Origin of the sequence: Pseudonocardia acidicola (genome assembly GCF_012911935.1) — a bacterium.
Lineage (GTDB): Bacteria > Actinomycetota > Actinomycetes > Mycobacteriales > Pseudonocardiaceae > Pseudonocardia > Pseudonocardia acidicola.
In genome coordinates, this window is the sequence record NZ_JAAXLA010000018.1 from 1 (window position 1) to 25057 (window position 25057).

A 25057-nucleotide genomic window follows, 5' to 3' on the forward strand; every position below is an offset into this window, starting at 1 on the left:
CGATGAGCCCGTCCTCGGTGACGATCCGCAGGCCGTGCGTGTCGGCGATCGGGGCGGCGGTCTCCTGGGCGCGCTGCAGCGGCGAGGCAACGACGGCGGCCAGGTCCGCTTCGGCCAGCACCTTCGCGACCTTCTCGGCCTGCCCGCGGCCGTTCTCCGAGAGCCGGAAGCCGGGGAGCCGGCCGTAGAGCACGCCGGCAGGGTTGTGCACCTCGCCGTGGCGGAGGAAGTGCACCAGCGTCCGGGGGCTCATGCCGGGGCCTGCACGGCCGCGGCCGCCCGGGCGGCGTCGGGCAGCGCCGCCTCGATCACGGCGAACGCCTCGTCGTCGAGCGCCGCGGAGACGAACCACGCCTCGAACGGGCTCGGCGGCGGATACACCCCGCGCTCGAGCAGCGCGTGGAAGAACGCCGGGAACCGCCAGGTCTGGGCGGCCTGTGCGCCCGCGTAGTCGTGCACCTCGTCGTCGGAGAAGAACACCGAGACCAGGTTGCCCGCGTACTGCACCCGGTGCGGGACACCCTCCGCGGTGAGCGCATCGTCGATCAGCCCGCCGAGCCGGGTCGCGTTCGCGTCCAGCGCGGCGTAGACCGACTCGTCGGCGTGCCGCAGGGTGGCCAGGCCCGCCGCGACCGCGACCGGGTTCCCGGACAGCGTGCCGGCCTGGTAGACCGGCCCGGCCGGGGCCAGGTAGCGCATGTACTCGGCCGGTCCGCCGAAGGCCGCGGCCGGCAGCCCACCGGACATCACCTTGCCGAACGTGTAGAGGTCGCCGGCCACGCCGTCGACGCCGTACCAGCCGCTCGGGCTGACCCGGAAGCCCGTCATGACCTCGTCCATCACGAGCAGCGCGCCGTGCTCGTGGGCGATGTCGCGCAGCCCGGCGTTGAAGCCCGGCAGCGGGGCCACCGCGCCCATGTTCCCGGCAGCCGCCTCCGTGATCACGCAGGCGATCTCGGAGCCCCGCTCGGCGAACGCGTCGCGGACCGCGTCCAGGTCGTTGTAGGGCAGCACGATGGTGTCGGCGGCCTGCGCGCCGGTGACTCCGGGGCTGGTCGGCAGCCCGAGGGTCGCGACCCCGGAGCCGGCCTGGGCCAGCAGGGCGTCGACGTGCCCGTGGTAGCAGCCGGCGAACTTGATCACGGCCCGGCGGCCGGTGACGCCGCGCGCCAGCCGGATCGCGCTCATCGTGGCCTCGGTGCCGGAGTTCACCAGCCGCACCTGCTCGACGGGCGCGACCCGGGCGATGATCTCCTCGGCGAGCGCGACCTCCGCCGCGGTCGGGGCGCCGAAGGACAGCCCCTGGCCTGCCGCCTCCCGCACCGCCTCGACGACCGCGGGGTGCGCATGCCCGAGAATCATCGGGCCCCACGACGAGATCAGGTCGACGTAGCGCATCCCGTCGGCGTCGGTCAGCCACGGGCCGGCCGCCGAGACCATGAACCGGGGCGTCCCACCGACCGAGCTGAACGCCCGGACCGGCGAGTTCACCCCGCCCGGGATCACTGCGGCCGCCCGCTCGAAGAGCCGGGCCGAGGTCTCGGGGGAGATCGGGGACGTCGGGGGGTGCAGGGACGACGCAGACGAGGCGGACGGCGAGCTCACGGCCATCAGTCTCCCAGCTCCCGGGGAATCCGGCCGACGGCCCCCGGGCCGGGTCAGCGCCGGGCAGCCGCGAAGAACTGGCTCGACGGCGCCACGAACATCAGGATCGTGCCGGCGACCGACGCCACGAAGATCACCAGCAAGATCAGCAGGCTGGCGATGTCGATGCCGCCGCCGACCAGGACGCTGGCCATCATGAACAGCAGGAACAGCCCGAAGACGACCGTCATGACGGTGACCACGATGCGGGCCCAGTTGCGGCCCAGGAACGCCAGCACCGCGAAGGCGACGTAGAGCACCGCCAGGGCGAACACGATCCCACCGACGACCCGGAACGCCGAGATGAGCTGCGGGGCGGTCACACCCGCGTCGGCCATCGCCTGGTCGATGTTCAGCTCCGGCGGCAACCCGGCGAGATTGATCGGCAGGAGCAGCAGGCCCGCCCCGATGGCCAGGAACGGCAGCGCGCTGATGACCAGCAACACCAGTGACGCGAGCATGGCCTGCGGCCGCTGGACCGGCCCGAGATCGGCCCCGCCCACCCCCGCCGGGCCCGCGGCGCCGTAGGGGTACGGATACTGCGATCCGGCGCCGTAGGGGTACTGGCCGTACTGCTGTTCGCCGTACTCCTGGCCGTATCCGGGCTGTCGGGCGTACGGGGGCGACTGCCCGTAGGGCGGCGCCTGCCCGTAGGACGGCGCCTGCCCGTAGGACGGCTGCTCCCCGTACTGCGGCTGCCCGTAGCTCGGCTGGCCGTACGGCGCCTGCCCGTAGGGCGGCTGCTCCCCGTACTGCGGCTGCCCGTAGCTCGGCTGCTGGCCGTACTGGGCCCGGCCCTGCTGGGGCTGCTGGCCGGCCTGCTCGTCACCGCCGCGCTGCTCCGAGCCGCGCTGCTCACGGCCCTCGTCCGGCTGCTGCGCCGCGCTCCGGTCGGGCTGCCCCTGCGGGTCCGGCGGTGTCGTCACCGCGCAACCGTAGGTCCGATCCGGACGGGGTGTCCACGAGCGCGCCGCGTATGCGCCTCACCGGACCAGATCTCGCACCCGACCGCGTGAAGGCATTGCACGCGAACGCGGAGACCGCGCATGCGCGGTCTCCGCGCCGGTGGGCTGTACGAGCGGCGTCAGCGGCGGTGGTGAATGTCCTCCGACATACGCACGACCGCGTAGTAGAACTCCAGCGTGACCCGGAACAGCGTCAGGTAGAACAGCCCCACGAGTGCACCGCCGATCAGCGCGGCGAGGCCCAGTCCGACGCCCTGGCTGAATCCGGCGATCACGGCGATCAGATAACCGAGCGCCAGGATCACCAGGCCGATGATGTAGAGCACCTTGACCACGGCAGGCGTCGCGAAATGGTTGAAGCCGAAGTCGAACAGCGCGGAGAGGAAGCCCCGCGCCGTACTCGGCGGGCCCCCGGCGGGGCCGGCTCCGAACCCCGGCGGCCCACCCGGCCCGGGCGGCCCACCGGGTCCACCAGGGCCACCGGGACCGGCACCCCAACCGGGCGGCGGGGGCTGGCCGTAGCCGGGTGGGGGCGCGCCCTCGTAGCCCGGCGGGCCGCCTTGCCAACCGGAACCGCGCTGGCCCTGGCCCGGGCCAGGTCGTGGTTCTCCGGGTGATGCTGGGTCGTAGGTCATCGCGCGCTACTCCCGCCTGGTCGAGGGATGAAGGCGATCGAATCGGGACTGCCGCGGCCGGGAGGAACGGTCAGCGGAAATAGCCGTTGACGTTCGGCCGGAACATCAGGAACAGCGTGGCGGCAATCAGGATGATCTGGCCGAGCGAGATCACCACGTAGATGACCGTGTAGCCACTGCCGAAGCCGGTCGCCTGGCTGAACAGGCCGATGATCCCGAACAGCAATCCGATACCGCCGAGCACGGCGATCGTGATTCGCGCCCAGTTCCGGCCCGCTCGCATCTGGATCGCGATGTAGAGACCAACCGAGTACATGACGACGGCAATGACCAGGGCGAAGATCGACCCGACGATGCCGGCCCCGATACCCAGCCCGGAGAGCAGGATCGCGGTGAAGATCAGGGTGACGATCGAGGAGAGCACACCGAGCGCGATCACCCCCAGGAGGGCGAGGAACGCCTGGTGCACCTCCTTCGGCGGCCGGGCATCGGCGTAGGCGGCTCTGACCCCGGCGATGCCGAAGCTCGCCGGGCCCGGCTTCCCGGGCGGACCGCCGTAGCCGGGCTGCTGGCCGTGGTAACCACCCGGCTGCGGCCCGTATCCCGGCTGCTGGCCGTAGCGGGGCGGTTGCTGCCCGTATCCCGGCTGCGGCCCGTAACCGGGCTGCTGCGCCCATCCGGGCGGGGGCCCCTGCCCGGGCTCCTGCTGCGGATACCCACCCTGCGGGGGCGGTCCGTATCCGGGCGGTGGCCCGTGACCCGGCGGGGGCTGCTGGCCCGGCTGACCCTGCCACCGCGGGTCGGGAGGTGTCGTCATATCGCGCAACGTAAAGCGGGCGAACACACCTGTCCAGACAAGGCAACGAACGGGCGAACGGCGTGACAGCGTCGTTACCAGCGCAGATGGCAGGTGGCCGAGCCGTACCCCGCCGGTCAGCCGCGGCCGAGGCGCTCCGCGACCTCCGTGGCCCAGTAGGTCAGCACGATGTCGGCGCCGGCGCGGCGAATCGCGGTGAGCGTCTCCATGATCGTCCGGTCCCGGTCCAGCCAGCCGTTCGCGGCGGCCGCCTCGATCATCGAGTACTCCCCCGACACCTGGTAGGCGGCGACCGGCACGTCCGAGTGCTCGGCGACGGCACGGAGCACGTCCAGGTACGACATGGCCGGCTTGACCATCACCATGTCGGCGCCCTCGTCCAGGTCCAGGGCGAGCTCGCGCAGCGACTCCCGGATGTTCGCGGAGTCCTGCTGGTAGGTCTTGCGGTCGCCGCGCAGCTGGGAGTCGACGGCCTCGCGGAACGGGCCGTAGAACGCCGAGGCGTACTTCGCGGTGTAGGCGAGGATCCCGACGTCACCGTGTCCGGCGTCGTCGAGCGCGGCCCGGATGACGCCGACCTGCCCGTCCATCATTCCACTGGGGCCGACCAGATGCGCTCCGGCGGCGGCCTGGGCCACGGCCATCTCGGCGTACACGGCCAGGGTGGGGTCGTTGTCGACGGCACCGTCGGCGTCGAGCAGCCCGCAGTGCCCGTGGTCGGTGAACTCGTCCAGGCACAGGTCGGACATGATCACGGTGGCGTCGCCGACCTCGGCGCGCACGTCGGCCAGCGCGACGTTGAGCACGCCGTCGGGGTCGACGCCGGCACTACCGGTGGCGTCACGGCGGGCCGGGACGCCGAAGAGCATCAGGCCACCGACGCCGGCCGCGACCGCCTCGGCGGCCGCCTTGCGCAGCGAGTCCCGGGTGTGCTGGACCACCCCGGGCATCGAGGCGATGGGCACCGGCTCGGTCGCGCCCTCCTTGACGAACATCGGGAGAACGAGGTGGCGCGGGCGGAGCTCGGTCTCGGCGACCAGCCGGCGCATCGCGGGGGTGGTGCGGAGACGGCGCGGGCGCTGGGTGGGGAATGCCATCATTCCAGCCTACGACGCCTGGCAGGAGAGGTCCCGTGGGCGGCGACCGTCGGGGTCATGACGACCGCCACCCACGAGCAGCGCCGTCCGCGGGTCAGCGGCGGCGGGTCCAGGGGTCGTGCGCGTCAGCGCCTGCGGGCCTTGGCCTTCTTCGGCGGCGGCAGGGCGCCCTCGGCGCGGAGCCGGGCGGCGTGCGCAGCGAGCGCGTCGACCAGCGCGGGAACGCGGGCCTCCTCGGGCTGCACGTCGACGCGCAGGCCGAACTCGCGGGCCGTCTCGGCGGTCTGCGGGCCGATGCAGGCGACGATCGTCCGGGCGTGCGGCTTGCCGGCGATGCCGACCAGGTTCCGCACCGTGGACGACGAGGTGAAGCACACCGCGTCGAACCCACCGGTCTTGATCGCCTCCCGGATCGGGGCGGGCGGCGGCGCGGCGCGCACCGTGCGGTACGCGGTCACGTCGTCGATCTCCCAGCCACGCTCGCGCAGGCCGGCGGCGAGGGTCTCGGTCGCGATGTCGGCGCGCGGGAGCAGCACCCGGTCGACCGGGTCGAGCACGTCGTCGTAGGGCGGGAAGATCTGCAGCAGCCCCTCGGAGGAGGACTCCTGCGACTCGGTCACGTCCGGGACGAGCTCGGGCACGATGCCGAAGCTGCGCACCTTCTCCGCGGTCGCGGCGCCGACGCAGGCGATCTTCACACCGGAGAACGCGCGCGCGTCCAGGCCGAACTCTGCGAACTTCTCCCACACCGCGCGGACGGCGTTGGTGGAGGTGAACACCACCCACTGGTAACGGCCGTCGACCAGGCCCTTGACCGCGCGCTCCATCTGGGTGGGCGAGCGGGGCGGCTCGACCGCGATGGTCGGGACCTCCTCCGGGATCGCCCCGTGCACCTGCAGGCGGTCGCTCATCGCACCGGCCTGGTCCTTGGTGCGGGGCACCAGCACCCGCCAGCCGTACAGCGCGCGCGACTCCCACCAGGACAGCTCGGAACGCTGCCCCACCTCGGCGCCCACGGTGAGCACAAGCGGGCCGTCGAGCTCGGCGGCGTCGGCGGCCATCGTGGCCAGCGTCGTCTCCACGGTCTTCTGAGTGGACTCGGTGCCACCCGCGGTCACCGCGACCGGGGTCTGCGGGGCCAGCCCGTGCTCGGTCAGCGAGCCGGCCACCTCGGACAGGTGCGACGCGGAGGCGTGCAGCACCAGCGTGCCCGGGGCGGCGGCCAGCTTGGCCCAGTCGACGCCCGCGCGGACGTCGGCCTCGATGTGCGCGGAGCCCAGCGGCACACCCGCGTAGGCGGGCACCGCGGTACCCGCCGGGACGCCGGGGATCACGTCGAACGGGACGCCTGCGCGGGCCACCGCGAGGGCCTCCTGCACGACGGAGTCGGCGGTCAGCGGGTCGCCACTGATCAGGCGGGCCACGGCCCGGCCCGCGGTCGCCTCGGCGACCAGGTCGCGCGCCACGTCGGCAGGCTGGCCGACGGCGGGGCGCACCTCGGCACCGTCGGCGACCACGGCGAGGATCCCGTCGGGCACGTCAGGGTCGGTGACCACGAGCGGAGCGCCCGCCAGCGCGTCCCGGGCGCGCACGGTCAGCAGACCGGGATCGCCGGGGCCGCTGCCCACGAAGGCGACCCGACCCGGGGTGGAAGGTGCTCGGTTCATTCGGAACTCCCGATCCAGCGGTTCTCTTGGCGTCCGGCAGCCACCGGCGGCGCAGCCGGCAACGTGTCGGCGCCCATGTCGAGCAGCTCGGCGGCCAGGGCCGCACCGAGCTTCTCGGCGTCGTCCATATCTCCAGTGACGGAGGCGCGCAGCAGCCCGCCGTCCGTCGTACCGACCACCGCACGCAGCGAGAGGCGGTCTACCGCCCGACCGTCGTCGTCCAGGTCGGACACCACATCGGCCAGCGCCCCGATCGGGGCGCTACAGCCGGCTTCCAGGGTCGCGAGCACCGCGCGCTCCGCGGTGACGGCCGCGCGGGCCGCCGCGTCGTCGAGTGCTGCGGCCAGGAACATCGTGAGCTCGTGCTCAGGGCTCCCGGGCGCACCGGCCCGGGACTCGATGGCGAGTGCACCCTGCGCGGGCGCAGGAAGCATCTGCAGCGGGTCGAGCAGCTCCGCGGCCTCGTCGACCCGGCCCAACCGGCGCAGCCCGGCCGCGGCCACGACGACCGCGTCGAGCTCGCCGGAGCGGACCTTGCCGATCCGGGTGTCGACGTTGCCTCGAATCGGCACGACCTGCAGTCCCAGCCCGAGTGCCTCGAGCTGAGCGGCCCGCCGGGGCGAGCCGGTTCCCACCGTCGAGCCGGCCGCGAGCTCACCGAGCACGCGGCCGTCGCGGGCCACCAGGGCGTCGCGCGGGTCCTCGCGCGACGGGACGGCGGCCAGCACCAGCCGCGGATCGGGCGCGGTGGGCAGGTCCTTGTAGGAGTGCACCGCCACGTCGACCTCGCCTGCGGCCAGCGCGTCGCGCAGCGCCGAGACGAACACGCCGACGCCGAGTTCGACGACGGGCGCCTGCGAGCGGTCGCCGGGGGTGCTCACCGGCACGAGCTCGGCCGGCCGCCCGGCAGCCCGGATCAGCTCGGCGATCGTGCCGGCCTGGGCCATCGCCAGCGCGCTGGGCCGAGTGCCCACGCGCAGCGGAGCGGGGGATGTCACGTCGCGGCCTCCTCGCCGGCCGGAGGGATCTGGGCCTCGAGCGCGGTGAGCACGTCCGGGCCGGTGCGCGGGGTGGCCACCGCGGCGGGCGACTGCGGGTCGAGCTCGAAGAGCTGCCGCAGCGCCTGCGCGTAGCTGGTGCCGTCGGGCCCCTCGGCGAGCTTCTTCACCTGCACCGTCGGGGTGTGCAGCAGCTTGTCGACGACGCGCCGGACGGTGCGGGTGAACTCGTCGCGGACGGTGTCGTCGAGTCCGGGCAGCCGGGAGCTCAGCCGCAGCAGCTCGGCGTCGACGACCTCGGATGCGCGGCGACGCAGCGCCGTCACCGTCGGGGTGACCTCGGCGGAGCGCTGCGCGGCCAGGTAGGCCTGCGCCTCGTCGGCCACCATCTGCCGGGCGGCGGCGACGGCGTCGGCCCCTCCGGCGCCGGCGCCCCGGACCAGCCGGCGCTGCAGCGCGATGAGGTCGACGACGGTCACCCCGGGCACCGTGGCGACGCCGGGGTCGACGTCGCGGGGCAGCCCGAGGTCGCAGACGACCAGCGGCCGGTCGGGACGGCCGTCCTGGGCCGCGGCCACCGCGGACCGGTCGACGACGGTGCCGACGGCGCCGGTGCACGCGACCATCAGGTCGGCGCCGGCCAGCTCGTCGGTCAGCTGGGAGAGCAGCCCGGCGCGGGCCGGGGTGCCCTGCCGCTGGGTGTTCTCGGCCAGCCGCTCGGCCCGCTCCAGCGAGCGGTTCACCACCACGATCTCGGCGGCGCCGGCGCGGCGCAGGTGGGCGGCCGCCAGCGCACCCATCGCCCCGGCGCCGACCACGACGGCGCGAGTCCCGGTCAGGTCACGACCGAGTCCGCGGGCGGCGTCGGCGAGCGCCTCGGAGACGACGGACGCACCCGCGGCGTCGATCCCGGTGCTCGCGTGCACCCGCTTGCCGACGCGCAGCGCCTGCTGGGCGAGTTCGTGCAGCACCCGGCCCACCGTGCCGGCCTCGTCGGCGGCGGCGTAGGCGGTGCGCAGCTGGCCGAGGATCTGTGACTCGCCGACGACCATGGAGTCGAGCCCGGCGGAGACCGAGAACAGGTGCTGCACCGCGGACGCCGCGTAGTGCACGTAGAGGTGCCCGGTGAACTCACCGAGTTCGAGCCCGGCATGCCGGCCCAGTACCGCGGAGATGTCGGCGAGACCGCCGTGGAACGCGTCGACGACCGCGTACACCTCGATGCGGTTGCACGTCGACAGCAGCACGACCTCGCTGATGTGCGGGGCGCGCAGCATCTCGTCGAGCAGCTTGGGTACGTCCTCGGCCCCGACCGCGGCCTTCTCCAGCAGCTCGACCGGGGCGCTGCGGTGCGACATACCGACTACGAGGACACTCACCGGGGCAGCACCGCCGATCCGTTCGTGGCGGGCACGGGACCGTGCGCGCCGTTGGCGCCGGGCGCGGCCTCGGCCGCGCGCCGGCGCGCCACGTGGAACGCCAGGACCTGCAGCTCCACCGCGAGATCCACCTTGCGCACCTCCACCTGCTCCGGCACCTGGAGCAGGACGGGGGCGAAGTTCAGGATGCACTCCACGCCGGCCCGCACCAGCTGGTCGCAGACGGCCTGCGCCGCCGGGCCCGGCGTGGCGATCATGCCGATGGTCACGCCGCGCTCGGCGCAGACCCGCGCGATGTCACGGACGTGCTCGACGAGGATGCCGTTGATGTGGATGCCGACCAGGTCGGGATCGACGTCGAACAACGCCGCCACCGGGAAGCCACGGCCGCCGAAGCCGCTGTAGCCGGCGAGCGCGTGGCCCAGGTTCCCCACCCCGACGAGTGCGACGGCCTGCTGGTGGTCCAGCCCCAGGGTGCGCTCGATCTGGTGGTGCAGCGCCGCCACCTCGTAACCGACCCCCCGGATGCCGTAGGAGCCGATGTAGGAGAGATCCTTGCGGAGCTTGGCCGAGTTGACCCCGGTCGCGGTGGCGAGCTCCTCGCTGGACACCGTCTCGGCGCCCTGCTCGGCGAGCTCGCCGAGCATGCGGAGGTAGACGGCCAGCCGGGCGACCGTGGCCTCCGGGATGGACCGCGCCAGCTTCGCGGCAGCAGCGCCCGAGGGGCCGGCCTGCGGCGGCAAGGTCACGCTGGCGTCTCCTCGAGCGTCGTTTTCCGTCATGCGATCCGCGGTCAGGGGCCCGCGTCCAGCGCGCCAGGCGCGACCTGGGTCGACGGGGCCTCGGCGGCGACTGAAATACACGGTAGCCGCTTGTGAAGGCACGCACAAAGTTGCGATCTTGGTCTGCGACGTGCTCCACACAACTGCGTTCGACGGCGACCGGTGGGCGCCCGGAAGCAGCCGTTCATCGTCCTGACGTCCGGCCCCGAACAGCCGGACTCCCGGCGACCGCGACGGGCGGTCGCCGGGAGTCCGGCGGGGGCGATGCCTGCGATCAGCCGGCCGGCATCAGCACCGAGTCGATGACGAACACCGTGGCGTTCTTGGTCGGGATGTTGCCGCACACGACGTTGGCGCTCTGGCCGTTGCCGCCGGTCAGCGTGATGTTGTCGCCGCTCCCGGAGACCTTGACGGTGCCACCGGCGAGCTGCGTGGTCGTACCGGCGGCGAGCAGGCCGTCCTTGTCGTAGCGGGTGCCGGAGACGTGGTACGAGAGCAGGTTCTTCAGCGCCGTCTCGTTGTCGAGCACGCTCTGCAGCGTGGCGGCCGGGATCTTCTCGAAGGCCGAGTTCGCCGGGGCGTAGACGGTCAGCGCCGGAGCGGCGTTCAGGGTGTCGGCCAGGCCGGGGACCTTGCCGACCGCGGCGACCAGCGTGGTCAGCAGCGGGTTGGTGGACGCGGCGCTCGCCACCGGCTGCGGGCCCATGTTGTTCAGCGAGCCCGGGGCGTCGCCGGTCGGCAGCTGCGAGCACGCGGAACCGAAGACGTCGGCGTTGGTGGTCGCACCGTTGCCGGCCATGGCCTGCGAGGTGGGAGCGGCGGCAGCGGCGGCCGAGGTCGGGGCCGTACCGGTGGAGGCGGTTTCGCTGTTGCTGCAGGCCCCCAGTGCGACGGTCAGGGCGGCCATCGCGCCGATTGCCGCCAGTCGCTGGATCTTTCGCACGGTGGTTCCTCCTCGAGCTCGGTCCGGTCGGTCCGGACCTGTCACCTGGATCTTCGGCATCGCGCCAAAGTTGGTTCTCCAGTGGACGTAACAGTTAGGTCACGGTGCCGGTGATGACCATCTACAAAGGACTGATATCCCGGCTGACATGGGGTTCTCCACCGATCTGCGCCGAGTGCGCGGCAAGCAGATCAGCTGACGTTGAAGATGGTGGCGGGCCAACCAGTGGCCCCGTCCGGGATCGGGTCGGCGCGCATCTCGGTCTGGGTCCGGCCGTTGCGGTCGGTCGCCCGGGTCTGGACGGTGTGGCTGCCGGGGGCCAGATCGAACTCCGTGCGCCACATCCGCCAGGTGTCGCCCGACACCTCCGTCGCGAGGTCTGCGACCCGCCACGGGCCCCCGTCCATCCGGACCTCGACCTTGGAGATTCCGGTCGGCTGGGACCAGGCGATCCCCGCGATGGCGACCTTCCCGGCGGGGACGGTGCTGAAGCCGCGCGGGCTGTCGATCCGTGACTGGGTCTTGATCGGGGCCTGCTGCGCCCAGCCACGCTGCAGCCAGTACGGCTGTCGCGCGTCGAACGTCGTCAGTTCCATGTCGGCGATCCACTTGGTGGCCGAGACGAAGCCGTACAGGCCGGGCACCACCATGCGCACCGGGAACCCGTGCTCGGGCGGCAGCGCCTCGCCGTTCATCCCGACCGCGAGCAGCGCGTGGCGCCCCGGCTCCATGATCACGTCGGTCGGCGTGCCGGCGGTCCAGCCGTCGATGCTCGTCGTGAACACCTGCTGCGCGCCGGGCCGCACGCCCGCCTCCAGCAGGATGTCGCGCAGCGACACGCCGATGAAGTTCGCCGTCGAGATCAGCGGCCCACCGACCTCGTTCGACACGCACATCATCGTGATCGTCTTCTCGACGAGCGGTCGGCGCAGGAGGTCGTCGAACGTGAGCGTCATCTCGTTGTCGACCATGCCGTGGATCCGCAGCCGCCAGTCCGCCGCCGACCGGGTGGGGATCCGCAGCGCCACGTCGATCCGGTAGAAGTCGGGGTTCGGGGTGACGAACCTGGTCGTGCCGAGCTCGGCGGCGTAGTCGGCGCCCGCCGGGATCGCCGGGGCCCGCTGCACCCCGGTCAGCGCGGCGAGCCGCGCCGTGACCTGCGCCCGGGAGTCCTCGATGCCACGGCCCAGGAACAGCCCGCCGGCCCCGGCCGCGAGCGCCCCGACACCGACCGCGGCCGACGAGCCGATCAGCACGCCGCGCCGGGAGACGGCCGGACCGCCGGACGGCCCGGCCGCAGCAGCCGCGTACGTGCGCAGCGCCAGTCCGTGCAGGAACCGGAACACCAGCACCCCGGCGAGCAGCGACGCCAGCGGCGCGACCAGGTCCAGCGGCGCGAAGACCGGGACGAAGAGCACGGCCAGGAACCCGAGCACGCCGAGCACCACGACCACGGCGACGCCCGGCCCCGGGTTGCGCCGCGACGCGATTCCGGCCGCCGCCGCCACCAGGGCGATGACCACGGCCATCCCGCCGAGCAGGACCGGCTTGTCGGCCGTGCCGAACGTGGTCTTGGCGAATTCGGTGAGCCATTGCGGGGAGAACCGGATGACCGTGTCCCCCACCGCCAGGTACGGCGACGACGACGGCGAGACGAGGCCGGCCACCACGTGCCCGGCGCCCAGCGCGGCGCCGACGGCGAGCACCCCGATCAGGGCGGCGAGCCCCCGCGGGATGACGGGCCGGGGAGGTCGGGTGGGCTGCGGTGGCGCGGCGGTGGTGCTCACACCGGGAGTTTCGCGGTGCGGGCGCGGCCGGTTCGATCGGACCGGATCGACTCAGCCCGCGAGGGCGGTCCGCAACCGCTTCTCCTCCACCTTCCAGAACCCGTGCTCCCGGCCGTCGACCATGATCACAGGCACCCGGTCGCCGTACTCCGCGCGCAGCTCCACCTCGGAGTCGACGTCCACGGCCGTCCAGCTCTCACCGAGATCGGCGCAGATGCGCGCCACGTCCTCCTCGGCCTTGGCGCACGCCGTGCAGCCGACCCGAGTCAGCACGGTCACCCTCGGTTCACCGGACATCAGGCGTCCTCCTCGTTCTCGGTCGGTCGGCTCGCACCACTCACAGCAGACGCCGCGCGACCTTCCCCGTCGGGGTGCGGGGCAGCGCGTCGACGAAGGTGATCACGGCAGGCACCTTGAACCGGGCCAGCCGGGCCGCGCAGTGCCGGCGGATGTCGTCCTCGCTCAGCTCGGCTCCGCCGGCCGGGACGACGACGGCCCTCACCGCCTCGCCGGTCCGGTCGTCCGGGATCCCGACGACCGCCGCCTCGGTGATCTCGTCCAGCTCGCCGAGCACCCGCTCGACCTCGCGCGGGTAGACGTTGAAGCCGTTCACGATGATCAGGTCGGAGGCCCGGTCGACGAGATGCAGGTCGCCGTCGGCGTCGAGGTACCCGACGTCCGCGGTGCGGAACCAGCCGTCGGCGTCCGGGCCGCCCGTCCCGTCCGGCCAGTACCCGGAGAAGAGGTTGGGCCCGCGCGCGGCGACCAGCCCGGTGTCGTGCGCCGGGTCGGAGACGCCGTCGGACTCCTCGTCGGCCGCACGCTCGTCCAGCGGCCGGCCCTCCGTGTCGACCAGCCGCACCTCGATCCCGGGCAGTGCCCGCCCGACCGAGCCGGGCTTGGCCACACCACCGACCAGCGTGCTGGTCAGCACCGGGCCGGTCTCGGTGAGGCCGTATCCCTCATGGATGTCCAGGCCGGTGGCCGCCCGGAAGTCGGCCAGCCAGCCCGGCGGCAGCGGGGCGCCACCGGAGGTACAGAGCCGGACGCCGGCGAACGCCTCGCGCAGCCGCTCGGCCGGCAGGTCGAGCAGCAGCCGGTACATCGACGGCACCCCGGCCACCCCGCTCACCCGGTGCTTGACGATGACGTCGACCGACTGCTCCGGGTCGAACCGCTCGGTCAGCACCACCGTCGCGCCGACCCAGCAGACCTGCAGCAGGCCGGCGGCCAGCCCGAAGATGTGGAACAGCGGCAGCGACAGCAGGACCCGGTCGACCGGGGTGACCGGCGCCGGGCGCAGCGCCGCCGCCTGGGCCCGGTTGGCCAGCACCGCGCGATGCGACAGCTGCACGCCGCGCGGCACCCCGGTGGTGCCGGAGGTGTAGACGAGCAGCGCGACGGCTTCCCCGCCCCGGGCGGACTCGGCTGTACCTCCGTCGACGACACGCTCAAACGTGGTGCCGCTCACCGCCGAATCGGGACCGTTGCCCGCAGCCCGCGCATCCGCCGGATCGGGCGGCGCGAGCACCGCCGCGCCGACCGCCGCGGCCGGGCCCGCCACCGCGGACACGTCCGGGGCGACGACAATCACACTGGGTGAGCAATCACCGAACACGATCTCGAGCTCCCGCGAGACCGCCCGGGGCCCGATCGGCACCACCGTCGCGTCGGCCCGCAGCGCACCGAGCAGCGCGACGCAGAACGCCGCGCCGTTGTCGAGCATCACGACGACCCGGTCGCCCGGGCCGACGCCGGCGGCCCGCAGCCGGGCTGCCTCACCGGACACAGCCGCATCCAGCTCCGCCCAGGTCAGCGTGAGGTCGCGAGTGGCGTCGACCACTGCCTGATGATCCGGGACCCGGCCCGCCGCGCGGGACACCAGGTCCGCCAGATGCACGGGCGGAGGCGTCGCCGGGCCGCCGCCGGGCCGGTCGGATGCGCTGTCCACGGCGTGTCTCCTCGGGGTCGGAGGGATCGACCAGTGACCGTCGGCGAGTCTGGCACGAGCCGGATGCCGGCGGTCCCCGACATTCGGCGCAGGCCCCCGGATGCGTGGGCATGAACACACTGAGAGACGATGACGCTGACCGCGCGTAGCCAGCCGCTCACCGGAAGCGGCTGACGGCGAGCGGCGGTGCGCGGTTTGGGGCCCTCCGCCCGGTCGTATGCTCCGCCGCTACAAACGACCTAACGCCCGAACTCGAGGTTCGACGCGAGACTCACCCAAGGGAGTGGCATGCAGCCTGTTGCCTGCGCACCGCCGGCCTTCCCGCCGTGTGCTCGACGCGGGGCCCGTCGGGAGTCATGACCCGCCCGATGCGACCGCAGCGGCTGCTCCGCACCGACACCGTCCGCCCCCGCGCGGCGGGAGAGGTTCCGATGCCCCCGACGACGGCCCGACGCGCCGAGCAGTTCGATCCCGCTCAGCGCCCCGACGCCACCCCGCCGGCCCACGGCTCGGCGATGCCCTTACCCCGACAGCGCCCCCGCATCGTCGGCGACGACGTCCCGCCGGCACCCCCTGCGTCCGCTCCCCCCGTCGCGCCGCAGCGGCCGTCCGTGCCGCTGCGGTCGACACCCCAGGCCGCCGCCGGACCGGGAGCCGCCGGGGACGCCGAGCCCGACGGCGCGGAGGAGGCCGCCGAATCCAGCGGCTCCTGGGCCCTGGTCAAGGCCTGCCAGGCCGGCGACATGCGGGCCTTCAGCGAGCTGTTCGACCGGTATCACGAGGTCGTGTTCCGGTACGTGCTGTTCCGGATGGGCGACCGCACGCTGGCCGAGGACATCACCCAGGAGACGTTCGTCCGGGCGCTGCGCCGGATCGGCTCGGTCAGTTACCAGGGCCGGGACATCGGTGCATGGTTCGTCACGATCGCCCGCAACCTGATCTTCGACCACGTGAAGTCCAGCCGGTACCGGCTGGAGTCGACCACGGCCGAGATCGTCGAGCTCTCCCCGAGCACCGGTGGTCCCGAACAGCAGGTGCTCGACAACGCGACCAACGACGAGTTGCTGCGCTGCATCGCCAAACTGAACCCTGACCAGCAGGAATGCATCCAGCTACGGTTCCTGCAGGGCCTCTCGGTGGCGGAGACCGCGCAGCTCATGGACCGCAACGAAGGAGCTGTCAAGGCCCTTCAACACCGAGCGGTCCGACGGCTCGCCCAACTGCTCCCCGACGGGCTGCGATGAACGAGCGCTATATCGGCTGCGGTCACCCCCGCGTTACGGGTGCGGCGAATGAACAACTCGATGCGGTGAACGGTCTGTGCCCCGTAACCGGCGCGACCCTGCCTCGTTGTGCAGGTGAACGTCGGGAAAGCGCAGAGATGCAGTGAGGACGGCCAAGATGCCCGCGGGACAGGGCGAGGACGAAGAGCGGTTCGCCGCGGCGACGGAGTTCGGGTCACCCCCTGGTGCCGACGCACGTGAGGAACTGGCGCACGAGTTGGCACTGGCGGCCGCGCTGGATCGCAGCCGGGCGTCGCTGTCACCGGACCCGGAGACCTCGGCTCGGATGCGGGCGCGGCTGTTCGCCGCGCTCGCCGAGGAGCAGGGTGGCGGCGAGCAGGACGGCCCACCGCCACCTCCGGCTCCGTCGGCCGGCGAGCAGACCGCCCCGCTCGCCGCCGTCCCCACGCCGCACCCGACGGCCCGGCCGGCCGCCGAGATCCCCGGTGCCTCCGACCCGACCGCCGAGCTGAGCGTGGTCGAGGCCGCCGAGCCGACCGCGGCGGAGACCACCGTCGCTCTCGGCCACGGCGTCCCGCACGGTGGCCGGGCCCGGCACAAGATGCCGAGCCGAGCCGTCGACCGGCCCCGTGGCAGTCGCGGCTCCCGCCGTCCCGGCGCCGCGAGCGCGCGCCGGCGCGTCGGCATCATCGGCGTGGCCGCGCTGGCCGTGATGGTCGCGCTCGCCGGGGCCGGTACGTTCTTCAGCCGCGACGCGCTGCCCGGTGACACGCTGTACGGGGTCAAGCGGGTCGCCGAGTCGGCCGGGCTGGCCATGACGTTCGGCGACGAGGCCAAGGCCCGCCGGCAACTCGATCTCGCCTCGACCCGACTGAGCGAGGTCGAGCAGCTGGTGTCCCGTCAGCGCACCTCCGCCCCCGACCCGCAGCTGCTCGAGGCGACGATCAGCGCATTCGACTCCGCCGCGAGCGAGGGGTCGCGGATGCTGCTCGGCGGCCAGCAGGTGCCGGGCGCCGACGGCCTGGGTGATCTGCGCACCTGGGCCGCCCAGCAGGCCGCCCGCCTCGCCGCCCTGCGTTCCGCGCTGCCCACCCCGGCGCTGCCTGACGCGGACCAGTCCATGGCGCTGCTCGAGCGGATGGCCGGCCGCGCCGAGGCGCTCCGGATGCGGATGTCGTGCAACGAGGTCACCTCCGGCGTCGTCGACGACCTCGGCCCTGTCCCGGCCGAGGGAGCCTGCACGCCGAAGGTCGGGCCCAACACCCCGGCGCGGGAGGCCGGCAACAACCAGTCGTCGCGGGTCGGCTCGTCCACCTCGCAGTCCAACGGCAACTCGCCGGCGCCGTCCGCCCCGGGCAGCCCGAGCGCGTCCAGCGTCCCCGGCGGCGAGGGCGGCCTGCTGCCCGGCGTCGGCCCGGAGAACAACCCGCTGGGCAACCCGGCGCTCCCGGGCGGCGCCGCACCGAGCACAAGCGCATCGATCCCGGCGCCGGGTGCGCCGGCCTCGGTGCCGGCCCCGCTGCCGCTGCTGCCGCCGATCCAGCTGCCGCCGCTGCTGCCCGGCATGCCGGGCATCACCATCGGCTGATCACACAACGGTCGGCCCGATCCGTTCCGAGGCCGCCGCGGCCACCACCGCGGCGGCCTCGGTGCGCCCGGCAGCCCGGCCGCCGCACGGTCGCCCGACGCCCACCGAGGGTGATTCACCGCTCATCGCCGGCGGGCGGCGACAGTACCCTGAGCGGTGTTCGTCAGTCGGTCTACCGGAGGCCCGCAGGTGGTAGGACAACATGACCCGAACCCCGCAGCGGGCGACGGGCGCTTCGAAGTGGCCGGCATCGCCGAGTCCTCGGCGGTCCTCGACCGGGTGACCGCGCTCGACCCCGCCCGCCGGGCCGGGGAGGCGGCCGCCGCGGCCGCCGTCGCCGCCGGTGAGACCTCCGCTCCGGATGACGCCCCGCCGACCGACCTCACCGCGGCCGCGTTCTTCGACGTCGACAACACGATGATGGTCGGCGCGTCGATCTTCCATTTCGCCCGTGGCCTCGCCGCACGGAAGTTCTTCACCACCTCGGACCTGGCCGGGTTCGCCTGGCAGCAGTTCAAGTTCCGGATCGGCGGCGAGAACAAGGGCGGCATCGCCGGGCACCGCGACACCGCGTTGTCCTTCGTGGCAGGCCGCCCGGTGGCCGAGGTCATCGCGCTCGGCGAGGAGATCTACGACGAGCTGATGGCCGACCGGATCTGGGCCGGCACCCGCGCGCTGGCGCAGATGCACCTCGACGCCGGGCAACGGGTCTGGCTGGTCACCGCGACGCCGGTGGAGCTCGCCCTCATCATCGCGCGCCGGCTCGGCCTGACCGGAGCGTTGGGCACCGTCGCCGAGAGCGTCGACGGGCACTACACCGGGCGGCTGGTCGGCGAGATCCTGCACGGGCCCGCCAAGGCGCACGCCGTGCGCGCGCTGGCCGCCACGGAGGGCCTGGACCTGCGGCGCTGCACGGCGTACTCGGACTCGGTGAACGACGTGCCGATGCTGTCCGCGGTCGGCACCGCGGTGGCCGTCAACCCGGACTCCGAACTGCGCGACGTGGCCAAGGAGCGGAACTGGCAGATCCGCGACTTCCGGACCGGTCGCAAGGCAGCCCGGATCGGCGTCCCGTCGGTCCTGGGCGCCGGGGCGCTCGCGGGCGCGGTCGCCGTGGGCATGGCGTACCGGCGGCGCTGAGCGGCGCGGGCGCGGCCCGGCGGCTCAGCCGAGGAAAGCGTTGCGCCGCTGGCTCAGCAGCCGGTACAGCGTGTGCTGGATGGTCTCCCGGATCTGGTCGGTCAGGTTGAACACCAGCATCGGGTCGTCCGCGTCGGCCGGCTCGTACTCGTCGGTGCGGATCGGTTCGCCGAACTCGATGTACCACTTGGACGGCAGCGGGATCATGCCCAGCGGGCCGAGCAGCGGGAACAGCGGCGTGATCGGGAAGTACGGCGCGCCGAACAGCCGGGCCAGCGGCTTCAGGTCGCCGATCTTCGGGTAGATCTCCTCGGCCCCGACGATGGAGCACGGGATGATCGGCACGCCGGTGCGCAGAGCGGCCGAGACGAACCCGCCGCGGCCGAAACGCTGCAGCTTGTAGCGGTCCCGGAACGGCTTGCCGATGCCCTTGAAGCCTTCCGGCCACACCCCGACGAGCTCACCGGAGGTCATCAGCCGCTCGGCGTCGGGGTTGCACGCCAGCGTCCCGCCCTGCTTGCGCGCCAGCTGGCCGATCACCGGCAGCCGGAACACCAGGTCGGCGCCGAGCATCCGCAGGTGCCGCTTGGCCGGGTGGTCGTCGTGCAGCGCCACCGCGGTCATCATCGAGTCCAGCGGCAGCGTCCCGGAGTGGTTGGCCACCACCAGGGCGCCGCCCTCGGCGGGCACGTGGTGCATGCCGATCGTCTCCACCCGGAACCATTTCTGGTACAGCGGGCGCAGCGCGGGCAGCATCACGCTGTCGGTCAGATCCTGGTCGAAGCCGAACTCGTCGACGGTGTAGTCGCCGGCCAGCCGGCGGCGCAGGAACGCCAGCGACTCCTCCAGCGCCTGCTCCCAGGCCGGCGGCGGGGCGGGCTCGGGCGGCTGCGGCGTCAGGTCCGGCACGGGCGGCTCGGGGACGACGCCCGCAGGGCGGCGGCCGGGACCCTCAGCCCCCAGCCGCCAGCGGGGACGGGCTCCTCCGACGCCGCCACCCTCCTCGGCTCGCAGCGGGATGACGCGTGCTTCCGGCACGGGGGCTCCCTTCATCCCTATGTCTGGGATCGATGTCTGGTCAATACAGCGCGCGGGCGACCGTGAGGACGCCGCGCTCCACCGCCGCGACCCGTTCCGGCCCGAGGACGGGGCGCAGCGCCCGGCCCCGGACGTAGTCGTCGAAGGCCTGCATCGTCGTCCAGCGCGGGGTGAACCCGAAGTCCTCGCGCAGCCGCCGGGTGTCGACGACGCGGCCGAAGTTCAGAAAGCGCATCTGCTCGGGTGAGAAGTCGACGATCCGCGCGCTGCGGAAGACCTTGCTGACCGGTCCGACGGCCATGCTCAGCACCGGCAGCGGGATCCGCCCGGCCCGGCGGATCGCCTGGGAGAGGAGCAGGACCCCGTCGCCGGCGACGTTGAACACGCCGGGCAGTTCTTCGCTGGCGGCCCGCTCCAGGACCGCCAGCGCGTCCTCCTCGTGCAGCAGTTGCACGCGCGCGTCGTAGCCCAGCACCGTGGGGATCACCGGCAGCGCGAAGTACCGGGTGAGCACGGTCTCGATCCGCGGGCCGATGAAGTTGGAGAACCGCAGCACGGTGACCGACACGTCGGGGCGGCGGCGGGCGAAGCCGCGCACGTAGCCCTCGATCTCCGCGGCGTCCTTGGCGTAGCCGCCCGAGGACATCTCCTTGGGCGTCATCGCCTCGTCGAACAGCGCGGGGTCACGCGAGCTGGCCCCGTAGACCGCCGTGGTCGACTTCAGCACCACCCGCCGCACCGACGGCTCCTTCTGGCAGGCCGCGAGCAGCTGCATGGTGCCGATGACGTTCATCTCCTTCATCGCCGTGCGGCCACCCGACGAGGCGGGGTTGGCCGACACCGACGCGTGCACCACCGTGTCGACCGAGGCGCTGGAGATGACCTTGGAGATGAGCGGGTTACGGATGTCGGCACGCACGAACTCGGCACGCCCCATCCTGCGGAGCAGGTCCCGTGGCGGCGGGATGGTGTCCACCCCGAGCACCCGGTCGATGTCCGGGTTCGCTGCGAGACGGGCAGCCAGATGACCACCGAGGAACCGGCTGACACCGGTGACCAGAACGACGGAAGGTGCCAACGAGCCAACCTCGCGAGAAGTGCTGGTGAGCGAGCCCCCGATGCTAGACCCCCGGGCCGCACGGAGGGGACGACCCGGGGGAATTCACGGCGTCCGGGAGACGAACGCCCGCAGACCGGCCGCTGGGCGGCCGGTCTGCATCACTTGCCGAGCTTGCGACGCTGCACGCGGGTCTTGCGGAGCAGCTTGCGGTGCTTCTTCTTCGACATCCGCTTGCGGCGCTTCTTGATGACTGAGCCCATGCGTCAGTCCTTCCTGATCTGTATCGAGCCGACCGTGTTGCGCTCACGCCCACCCGAGCTCGACGTGACGGGGCACGCGACACGGACGTCGGGGCGATGACCGATCTCGCATCCTACCTGCGAGATCCGACAACGGACGCGGCGGCGTCAGCCGGCGTCGAAGTAGGCGTTGCGCAGGTAGTCCTCGACAGCACGCTTCGGTACCCGGAAGGAGCGGCCCACGCGGGCCGCCGGCAGGTCGCCGCCGTGCACCAACCGGTACACGGTCATCTTCGACACCCGCATCATCGCTGCGACCTCGGCCACGGTGAGGAACTGCACCTGGGCGAGATTGAGCTGCTCGGGCTGCTCGGACGGCATCCGAACACCGCCTTCCCTGTCTCACCGGCCCGACCCCGGGCTCCACGGCCGAGGCGAGAACTCAGTGTTCCTCCTGAGTTTAGCGGTGCCCCTGTGACGACTTCGACAAGCCTTCCACTCGGCCGAGGACTCAAGCCGCGCGTCAGGGTGATTTCTTGTACAACGATCGGGTCAACGGGACTCCGCCGCGCGACCCAGCTCGACCGATCGGTCACGCGCTGCTTCGATCGCGTCGATCAACGCGGCCCGCACCCCGTGCCGCTCGAGTTCGCGGATCGCCGCGATGGTGGTCCCCGCCGGCGAGGTGACGGCCTCGCGCAGGATCACCGGGTGATCGGCGGACTCGCGCAACATCCGGGCCGCCCCGAACGCCGACTGGACGATCAGGTCCGCGGCCACCGCGCGCGGAAGGCCGAGCAGTATCCCGGCGTCGATCATGGCCTCGACGAGGTAGAAGAAGTACGCCGGCCCGGAGCCCGACAACGCGGTGACGGCGTCCTGCTGCGACTCCGGCACGCGGACCACCCGGCCCACCGCGCCCAGCATCTCCTCCACCGTGGCCAGGTGCTCGTCGGTGGCGTGCGTGCCGGCGGAGATCGCGCTCATCGCCTCCCCGACCAGCATCGGCGTGTTCGGCATGACCCGCACGACCGGCGTCCCCTCCGGCAGCCCGCCCTCGAACAGGGCGGTCGGCAGGCCGGCGCACAGCGACACCACCAGGGTGCCCGGGCGGATGGCCGATTTCAGCTCGGCGAGCACCGGCGCGATGTCCTGCGGCTTCACCGCGACGACGACGGCCTCGGCCTTCGCGGCCGCCGTGGTCACGTCGGCGGCGGCCACGCCGAGCCGGGAGGTGAGGTCGGCAGCGCGCTCGGGGTGACGCTCGGTGAACGTGAGGTCGTCGACCGACCGGCCTGCCGCGAGCAACCCCGCCAGCAACGCTTCGCCGATCTTCCCCGCCCCGAGCACCGCGATCCGTGTCATGCCGATGACGGTAGTCCGGGCCCGCGGGCGCCCGCTGCTGCGCTACCGGGCGATCAGCCGGGCAGCGGCGCCAGCGCGATCTGACGGGCCTGGCAGATCAGCCGCCCGGCCGAGTCGATCACGGTGAGGTCCTCGTCGAACCAGGGCCCGGCGACGGTGCTCGACCTCGACTCCAGCCGCAGCCATCCGGGCGCCGGGCGGGCGCGCAGCAGCGCCGTCAGCTGGACCGTCGGCGCCCAGCCGATGCCGCCGCCGAGGTTGAACACCGTCGGCGGGAGGATGTCGCCGGCCAGCAGCGCGAACAGTACGTCGGGGTCCTCACCCAGCGGGCGGGTCCAGCCGCGGATCACCGGCGCGCCCTGCTTCCCCACCGCGAACGGCGTGGTCGCGGTGTCGAAGCGCAGCTCGCAGGCCGCGGCCAGCCCGGTGGCCGGGGTGGTCCGGTCACCAGCCGGGTCGAACGCGTCGGCCGGGGGCTCCGCCGGCAGCTCCGGCAGATCGACCCACCGCGGCGCGTCCCCGGGCAGTCGGCCCGCGGTGACGGTGGCCGAGAGCATCAGCCTGCCGTCCTGGATCAGCCGCACGGCGGCCACCGACGCGGTGCGGCCGAGCTTGAGCACCTCGGTGTGCAGCTCCACCGGCCCCGGCTCGGGGGCGCGCAGGAACTCCGCGCCGATCGCGAGCGGCTCGAGCCCCGGCGTCCGGTCCTGGATGCCGGTCTCGGTGTCCAGCCGGGCCAGTGCGGCCTTCGCCAGCAGCACCAGCAGCACCCCGCCGTGGGCCTTCGTGCCCACGGCCCAGACCAGGCCGAGTTCGGCGGCGTAGCGGCCGTCGCCGAGCGGGGTGAGGCCGATGGCGTCGCGGAACGGCGCGGCTCCGGCCAGCACGTCCGGTGTGGCGCTCATCGGCGACCGATCAGGGCACGGAGGAAGAAGGCCGCGTTGGCCGGTCGCTCGGCGAGACGTCGCATGAGATAGCCGTACCACTGCGTCCCGTACGGCACGTAGATCCGCACTGTGTGACCTGCGTCAACCAGCCGCCGCTGCTCATCGGGGCGGACCCCGTGCAGCATCTGGAACTCGACGTCGTCGCGGCCCCGGCCGGTGGCCCGGATCCGGTCGGTGACCAGCGCGATCAAGGCCGGATCATGCGTCGCGAACATGGGGTACCCGGCGCCGCCCAGGAGCACGTCGGTGCAGCGGGCGAAGCTGGCGCGGACCTGCGCGGCATCGGTGAAGGCCACCGACCCCGGTTCGGCGTAGGCCCCTTTGCACAGCCGGACCCGCGACCCCGGGCCGGCCAGCGCCCGGCAGTCGTCCTCGGTGCGGCGCAGGTAGGCCTGCAGCACCGCGCCGACGGACGGCCAGCGGGTGCGCAGCCGGGCGAGCACGCGCAGCGCGGAATCGGTCGTGGTGTGGTTCTCGGCGTCGAGGGTGACCGTGGTGCCCGCCGTCTCGGCGGCGGCGCAGATCGTCATGGCGTGCTCGGCGGCGAGGTCCTCGTCCAGGGTCTGGCCGAGCGCGCTGAGCTTGACGCTCACCTCGACCCGGCCGGCCAGCCCGGCGTCGGCCAGGGCGGCGAGCACCTCGGTGTAGGCCTCGACGGTCAGCGCGGCCTCGCCGGCTTCGGTGACGTCCTCGCCGAGGTGGTCCAGGGACACCCGCCGGCCGGCCCGGACCAGCTCGGTGGCCACCCGCAGCGCGTCCGCGGTCGTCTCACCGGCCACGAAGCGGTTCACCACGGCCCGGGTCGGGGGCGCGGCCGTCATGGCGCGCCGGATCCTGTCACTGCCCGCTGCGGCCAGGATGACCGACCGCAGCGGGTTCACGGGCGGAGGTCCGTCGGTGCGGGGTGCACGACCGCGGCGAGGAGCGGGCCCGGCCGGTCGGCGGGGGCGGCGGTGGGTTGCAGGTGCAGCCGGGCGAACAGCAGCGACTCCGCCAGCATCGCGGCCCGGTCGTGCCGGGTGCGGCAACGCCGTGTGCTCACCTCGACCACGACCGTGCCACCCGCGGCGCCGAAGCCGCTGCGGGCCAGCCGCTCACAGACCTCGGCGCACGGCTGGTCGCCCCGGCCGGGCACGAGGTGCTCATCCCGGGGCGCGCCGGTGCCGTCGCCGAGGTGCAGGTGGACCAGCCCGTCGCCCATCCGGTCGAGCATCGCGAGTGCGTCGGAACGGGCCGCGGCGGTGTGCGACAGGTCGAGCGTGTAGTGACGGTGGCCGGACTCGGTGGGGTCGAACCCGGGGCTGTACGGGACGGTCCGCAGGCCGGCGCGGGTGACCGGGAACATGTTCTCCACTGCGAGCCGGACGCCGGTGTGCGCGCCGGCGCGGGCCACCTCGTCGGCGAACCGGGCGGCGTAGCGGCGCTGCCAGCGGAACGGCGGGTGCAGCACGACGGTGCGGGCGTCCAGCCGCGCGGCGGCATCCACGGAGCGGCGGATCCGGCCGATCGGGTCGGATCCCCAGACGCGCTGGGTGATGGCCAGGCAGGGGGCGTGCACGGCGAGCACCGGTACCCCGTGGCGCTCGGACAGCCGGCGCACCAGCCGGAGGTCCTGGCTGACCGGGTCGGACCAGACCATCAGCTCGATGCCGTCATAGCCCAGCTCGGCGGCCAGCTCGAACGCCGCCGGGGCCGGCTCGGGGTAGACCGAAGCGGTCGAGAGGGCTACCGGCGGGACCGGCGAGAAGCCGGCGGACGACGAGGACACGCG

At 73.4% G+C, this 25057-nt stretch carries 25 protein-coding genes; 3 read left to right on the forward strand and 22 right to left on the reverse strand.

Features of this window, described 5'->3' with window-relative positions:
* The 14 genes from HF526_RS11865 to HF526_RS11930 form a co-directional block, all read right to left on the reverse strand.
* On the reverse strand, positions 1–253 hold a 253-nt coding region (locus HF526_RS11865; RefSeq protein ID WP_169381451.1), incomplete at its 3' end, for a histidine phosphatase family protein.
* Positions 250–1551, reverse strand: a complete 1302-nt coding sequence (hemL, locus tag HF526_RS11870; RefSeq protein WP_338051434.1) for a glutamate-1-semialdehyde 2,1-aminomutase — start codon at positions 1549–1551, stop codon at positions 250–252. The genes hemL and HF526_RS11865, both read right to left, overlap by 4 nt.
* A 107-nt stretch (positions 1552–1658) precedes the next feature.
* Entirely contained in the window at positions 1659–2570 is a 912-nt protein-coding gene (locus HF526_RS11875; protein WP_169381453.1) for a hypothetical protein, read from the reverse strand.
* Between the two features lie 158 nt (positions 2571–2728).
* Positions 2729–3244: a DUF4282 domain-containing protein gene (locus tag HF526_RS11880; RefSeq protein WP_169381454.1), complete on the reverse strand. Its 516-nt coding sequence runs from the start codon at positions 3242–3244 to the stop codon at positions 2729–2731.
* A 70-nt stretch (positions 3245–3314) separates the two neighbouring features.
* Positions 3315–4061 (reverse strand): hypothetical protein, encoded by a 747-nt coding sequence (locus HF526_RS34580; RefSeq protein WP_211177086.1) that lies wholly within the window; start codon positions 4059–4061, stop codon positions 3315–3317.
* 116 nt (positions 4062–4177) lie between these two features.
* Positions 4178–5158: a porphobilinogen synthase gene (gene hemB / locus HF526_RS11890; RefSeq protein WP_169381455.1), complete on the reverse strand. Its 981-nt coding sequence runs from the start codon at positions 5156–5158 to the stop codon at positions 4178–4180.
* Between the two features lie 125 nt (positions 5159–5283).
* Positions 5284–6825, reverse strand: a complete 1542-nt coding sequence (locus HF526_RS11895) for a bifunctional uroporphyrinogen-III C-methyltransferase/uroporphyrinogen-III synthase (RefSeq protein WP_169381456.1) — start codon at positions 6823–6825, stop codon at positions 5284–5286.
* On the reverse strand, positions 6822–7823 hold the full coding sequence (hemC, locus tag HF526_RS11900) for a hydroxymethylbilane synthase (protein ID WP_338051419.1): 1002 nt from the start codon (positions 7821–7823) through the stop codon (positions 6822–6824). Before hemC ends, HF526_RS11895 begins: the two co-directional genes overlap by 4 nt.
* The gene (locus tag HF526_RS11905; protein ID WP_169381457.1) at positions 7820–9202 is read right to left on the reverse strand and encodes a glutamyl-tRNA reductase; all 1383 of its coding nucleotides are present in this window, start codon (positions 9200–9202) and stop codon (positions 7820–7822) included. The genes hemC and HF526_RS11905 overlap by 4 nt, the downstream gene beginning before the upstream one ends.
* Positions 9199–9951 (reverse strand): redox-sensing transcriptional repressor Rex, encoded by a 753-nt coding sequence (locus HF526_RS11910; protein WP_338051420.1) that lies wholly within the window; start codon positions 9949–9951, stop codon positions 9199–9201. Before HF526_RS11910 ends, HF526_RS11905 begins: the two co-directional genes overlap by 4 nt.
* Before the next feature lie 307 nt (positions 9952–10258).
* Entirely contained in the window at positions 10259–10891 is a 633-nt protein-coding gene (locus HF526_RS11915; RefSeq protein ID WP_239028587.1) for a fasciclin domain-containing protein, read from the reverse strand.
* 227 nt (positions 10892–11118) lie between these two features.
* A complete protein-coding gene (locus tag HF526_RS11920) occupies positions 11119–12714 on the reverse strand; it encodes a molybdopterin-dependent oxidoreductase (protein WP_338051421.1) in 1596 nt (531 codons plus the stop codon).
* A 51-nt stretch (positions 12715–12765) separates the two neighbouring features.
* Entirely contained in the window at positions 12766–13011 is a 246-nt protein-coding gene (locus HF526_RS11925) for a glutaredoxin family protein (RefSeq protein ID WP_169381460.1), read from the reverse strand.
* Positions 13012–13051: 40 nt separating this feature from the next.
* Positions 13052–14665 carry an AMP-binding protein gene (locus tag HF526_RS11930; protein ID WP_169381461.1) on the reverse strand — a complete coding sequence of 538 codons (1614 nt, stop codon included), beginning with the start codon at positions 14663–14665 and terminating at the stop codon, positions 13052–13054.
* Between the two features lie 617 nt (positions 14666–15282).
* Between HF526_RS11930 and HF526_RS11935 the strand changes: the two genes are divergently transcribed.
* The 3 genes from HF526_RS11935 to HF526_RS11945 all read left to right on the forward strand — a co-directional run bounded on the left by HF526_RS11935 (position 15283) and on the right by HF526_RS11945 (position 18637).
* On the forward strand, positions 15283–15909 hold the full coding sequence (locus HF526_RS11935) for a sigma-70 family RNA polymerase sigma factor (protein ID WP_239028588.1): 627 nt from the start codon (positions 15283–15285) through the stop codon (positions 15907–15909).
* A 157-nt stretch (positions 15910–16066) separates the two neighbouring features.
* Positions 16067–17497 (forward strand): DUF5667 domain-containing protein, encoded by a 1431-nt coding sequence (locus HF526_RS11940; RefSeq protein ID WP_169381462.1) that lies wholly within the window; start codon positions 16067–16069, stop codon positions 17495–17497.
* Positions 17498–17776: 279 nt separating this feature from the next.
* On the forward strand, positions 17777–18637 hold the full coding sequence (locus HF526_RS11945) for an HAD family hydrolase (protein ID WP_420821611.1): 861 nt from the start codon (positions 17777–17779) through the stop codon (positions 18635–18637).
* 24 nt (positions 18638–18661) lie between these two features.
* Here HF526_RS11945 and HF526_RS11950 read toward each other — a convergent pair whose 3' ends face one another.
* The 8 genes from HF526_RS11950 to HF526_RS11985 all read right to left on the reverse strand — a co-directional run bounded on the left by HF526_RS11950 (position 18662) and on the right by HF526_RS11985 (position 25054).
* Complete coding sequence (locus HF526_RS11950) at positions 18662–19675, reverse strand: lysophospholipid acyltransferase family protein (protein WP_420821609.1); 1014 nt, start codon at positions 19673–19675, stop codon at positions 18662–18664.
* Between the two features lie 40 nt (positions 19676–19715).
* Complete coding sequence (locus tag HF526_RS11955) at positions 19716–20753, reverse strand: NAD-dependent epimerase/dehydratase family protein (RefSeq protein ID WP_169381463.1); 1038 nt, start codon at positions 20751–20753, stop codon at positions 19716–19718.
* Between the two features lie 140 nt (positions 20754–20893).
* Positions 20894–20995, reverse strand: a complete 102-nt coding sequence (locus tag HF526_RS11960) for a 30S ribosomal protein bS22 (RefSeq protein WP_010241351.1) — start codon at positions 20993–20995, stop codon at positions 20894–20896.
* A gap of 147 nt (positions 20996–21142) precedes the next feature.
* The gene (locus HF526_RS11965) at positions 21143–21355 is read right to left on the reverse strand and encodes a helix-turn-helix domain-containing protein (RefSeq protein WP_169381464.1); all 213 of its coding nucleotides are present in this window, start codon (positions 21353–21355) and stop codon (positions 21143–21145) included.
* A gap of 171 nt (positions 21356–21526) precedes the next feature.
* Positions 21527–22339: a pyrroline-5-carboxylate reductase gene (proC, locus tag HF526_RS11970; protein WP_169381465.1), complete on the reverse strand. Its 813-nt coding sequence runs from the start codon at positions 22337–22339 to the stop codon at positions 21527–21529.
* Between the two features lie 53 nt (positions 22340–22392).
* Positions 22393–23244 carry a thioesterase family protein gene (locus HF526_RS11975; RefSeq protein WP_169381466.1) on the reverse strand — a complete coding sequence of 284 codons (852 nt, stop codon included), beginning with the start codon at positions 23242–23244 and terminating at the stop codon, positions 22393–22395.
* Positions 23241–24107, reverse strand: coding sequence for a proline dehydrogenase family protein (locus HF526_RS11980; RefSeq protein WP_169381467.1), 867 nt, complete (start codon positions 24105–24107; stop codon positions 23241–23243). The genes HF526_RS11975 and HF526_RS11980 overlap by 4 nt, the downstream gene beginning before the upstream one ends.
* A 56-nt stretch (positions 24108–24163) precedes the next feature.
* Positions 24164–25054: a TIM barrel protein gene (locus HF526_RS11985; RefSeq protein ID WP_169381468.1), complete on the reverse strand. Its 891-nt coding sequence runs from the start codon at positions 25052–25054 to the stop codon at positions 24164–24166.
* Between the last annotated feature and the right edge of the window lie 3 nt (positions 25055–25057).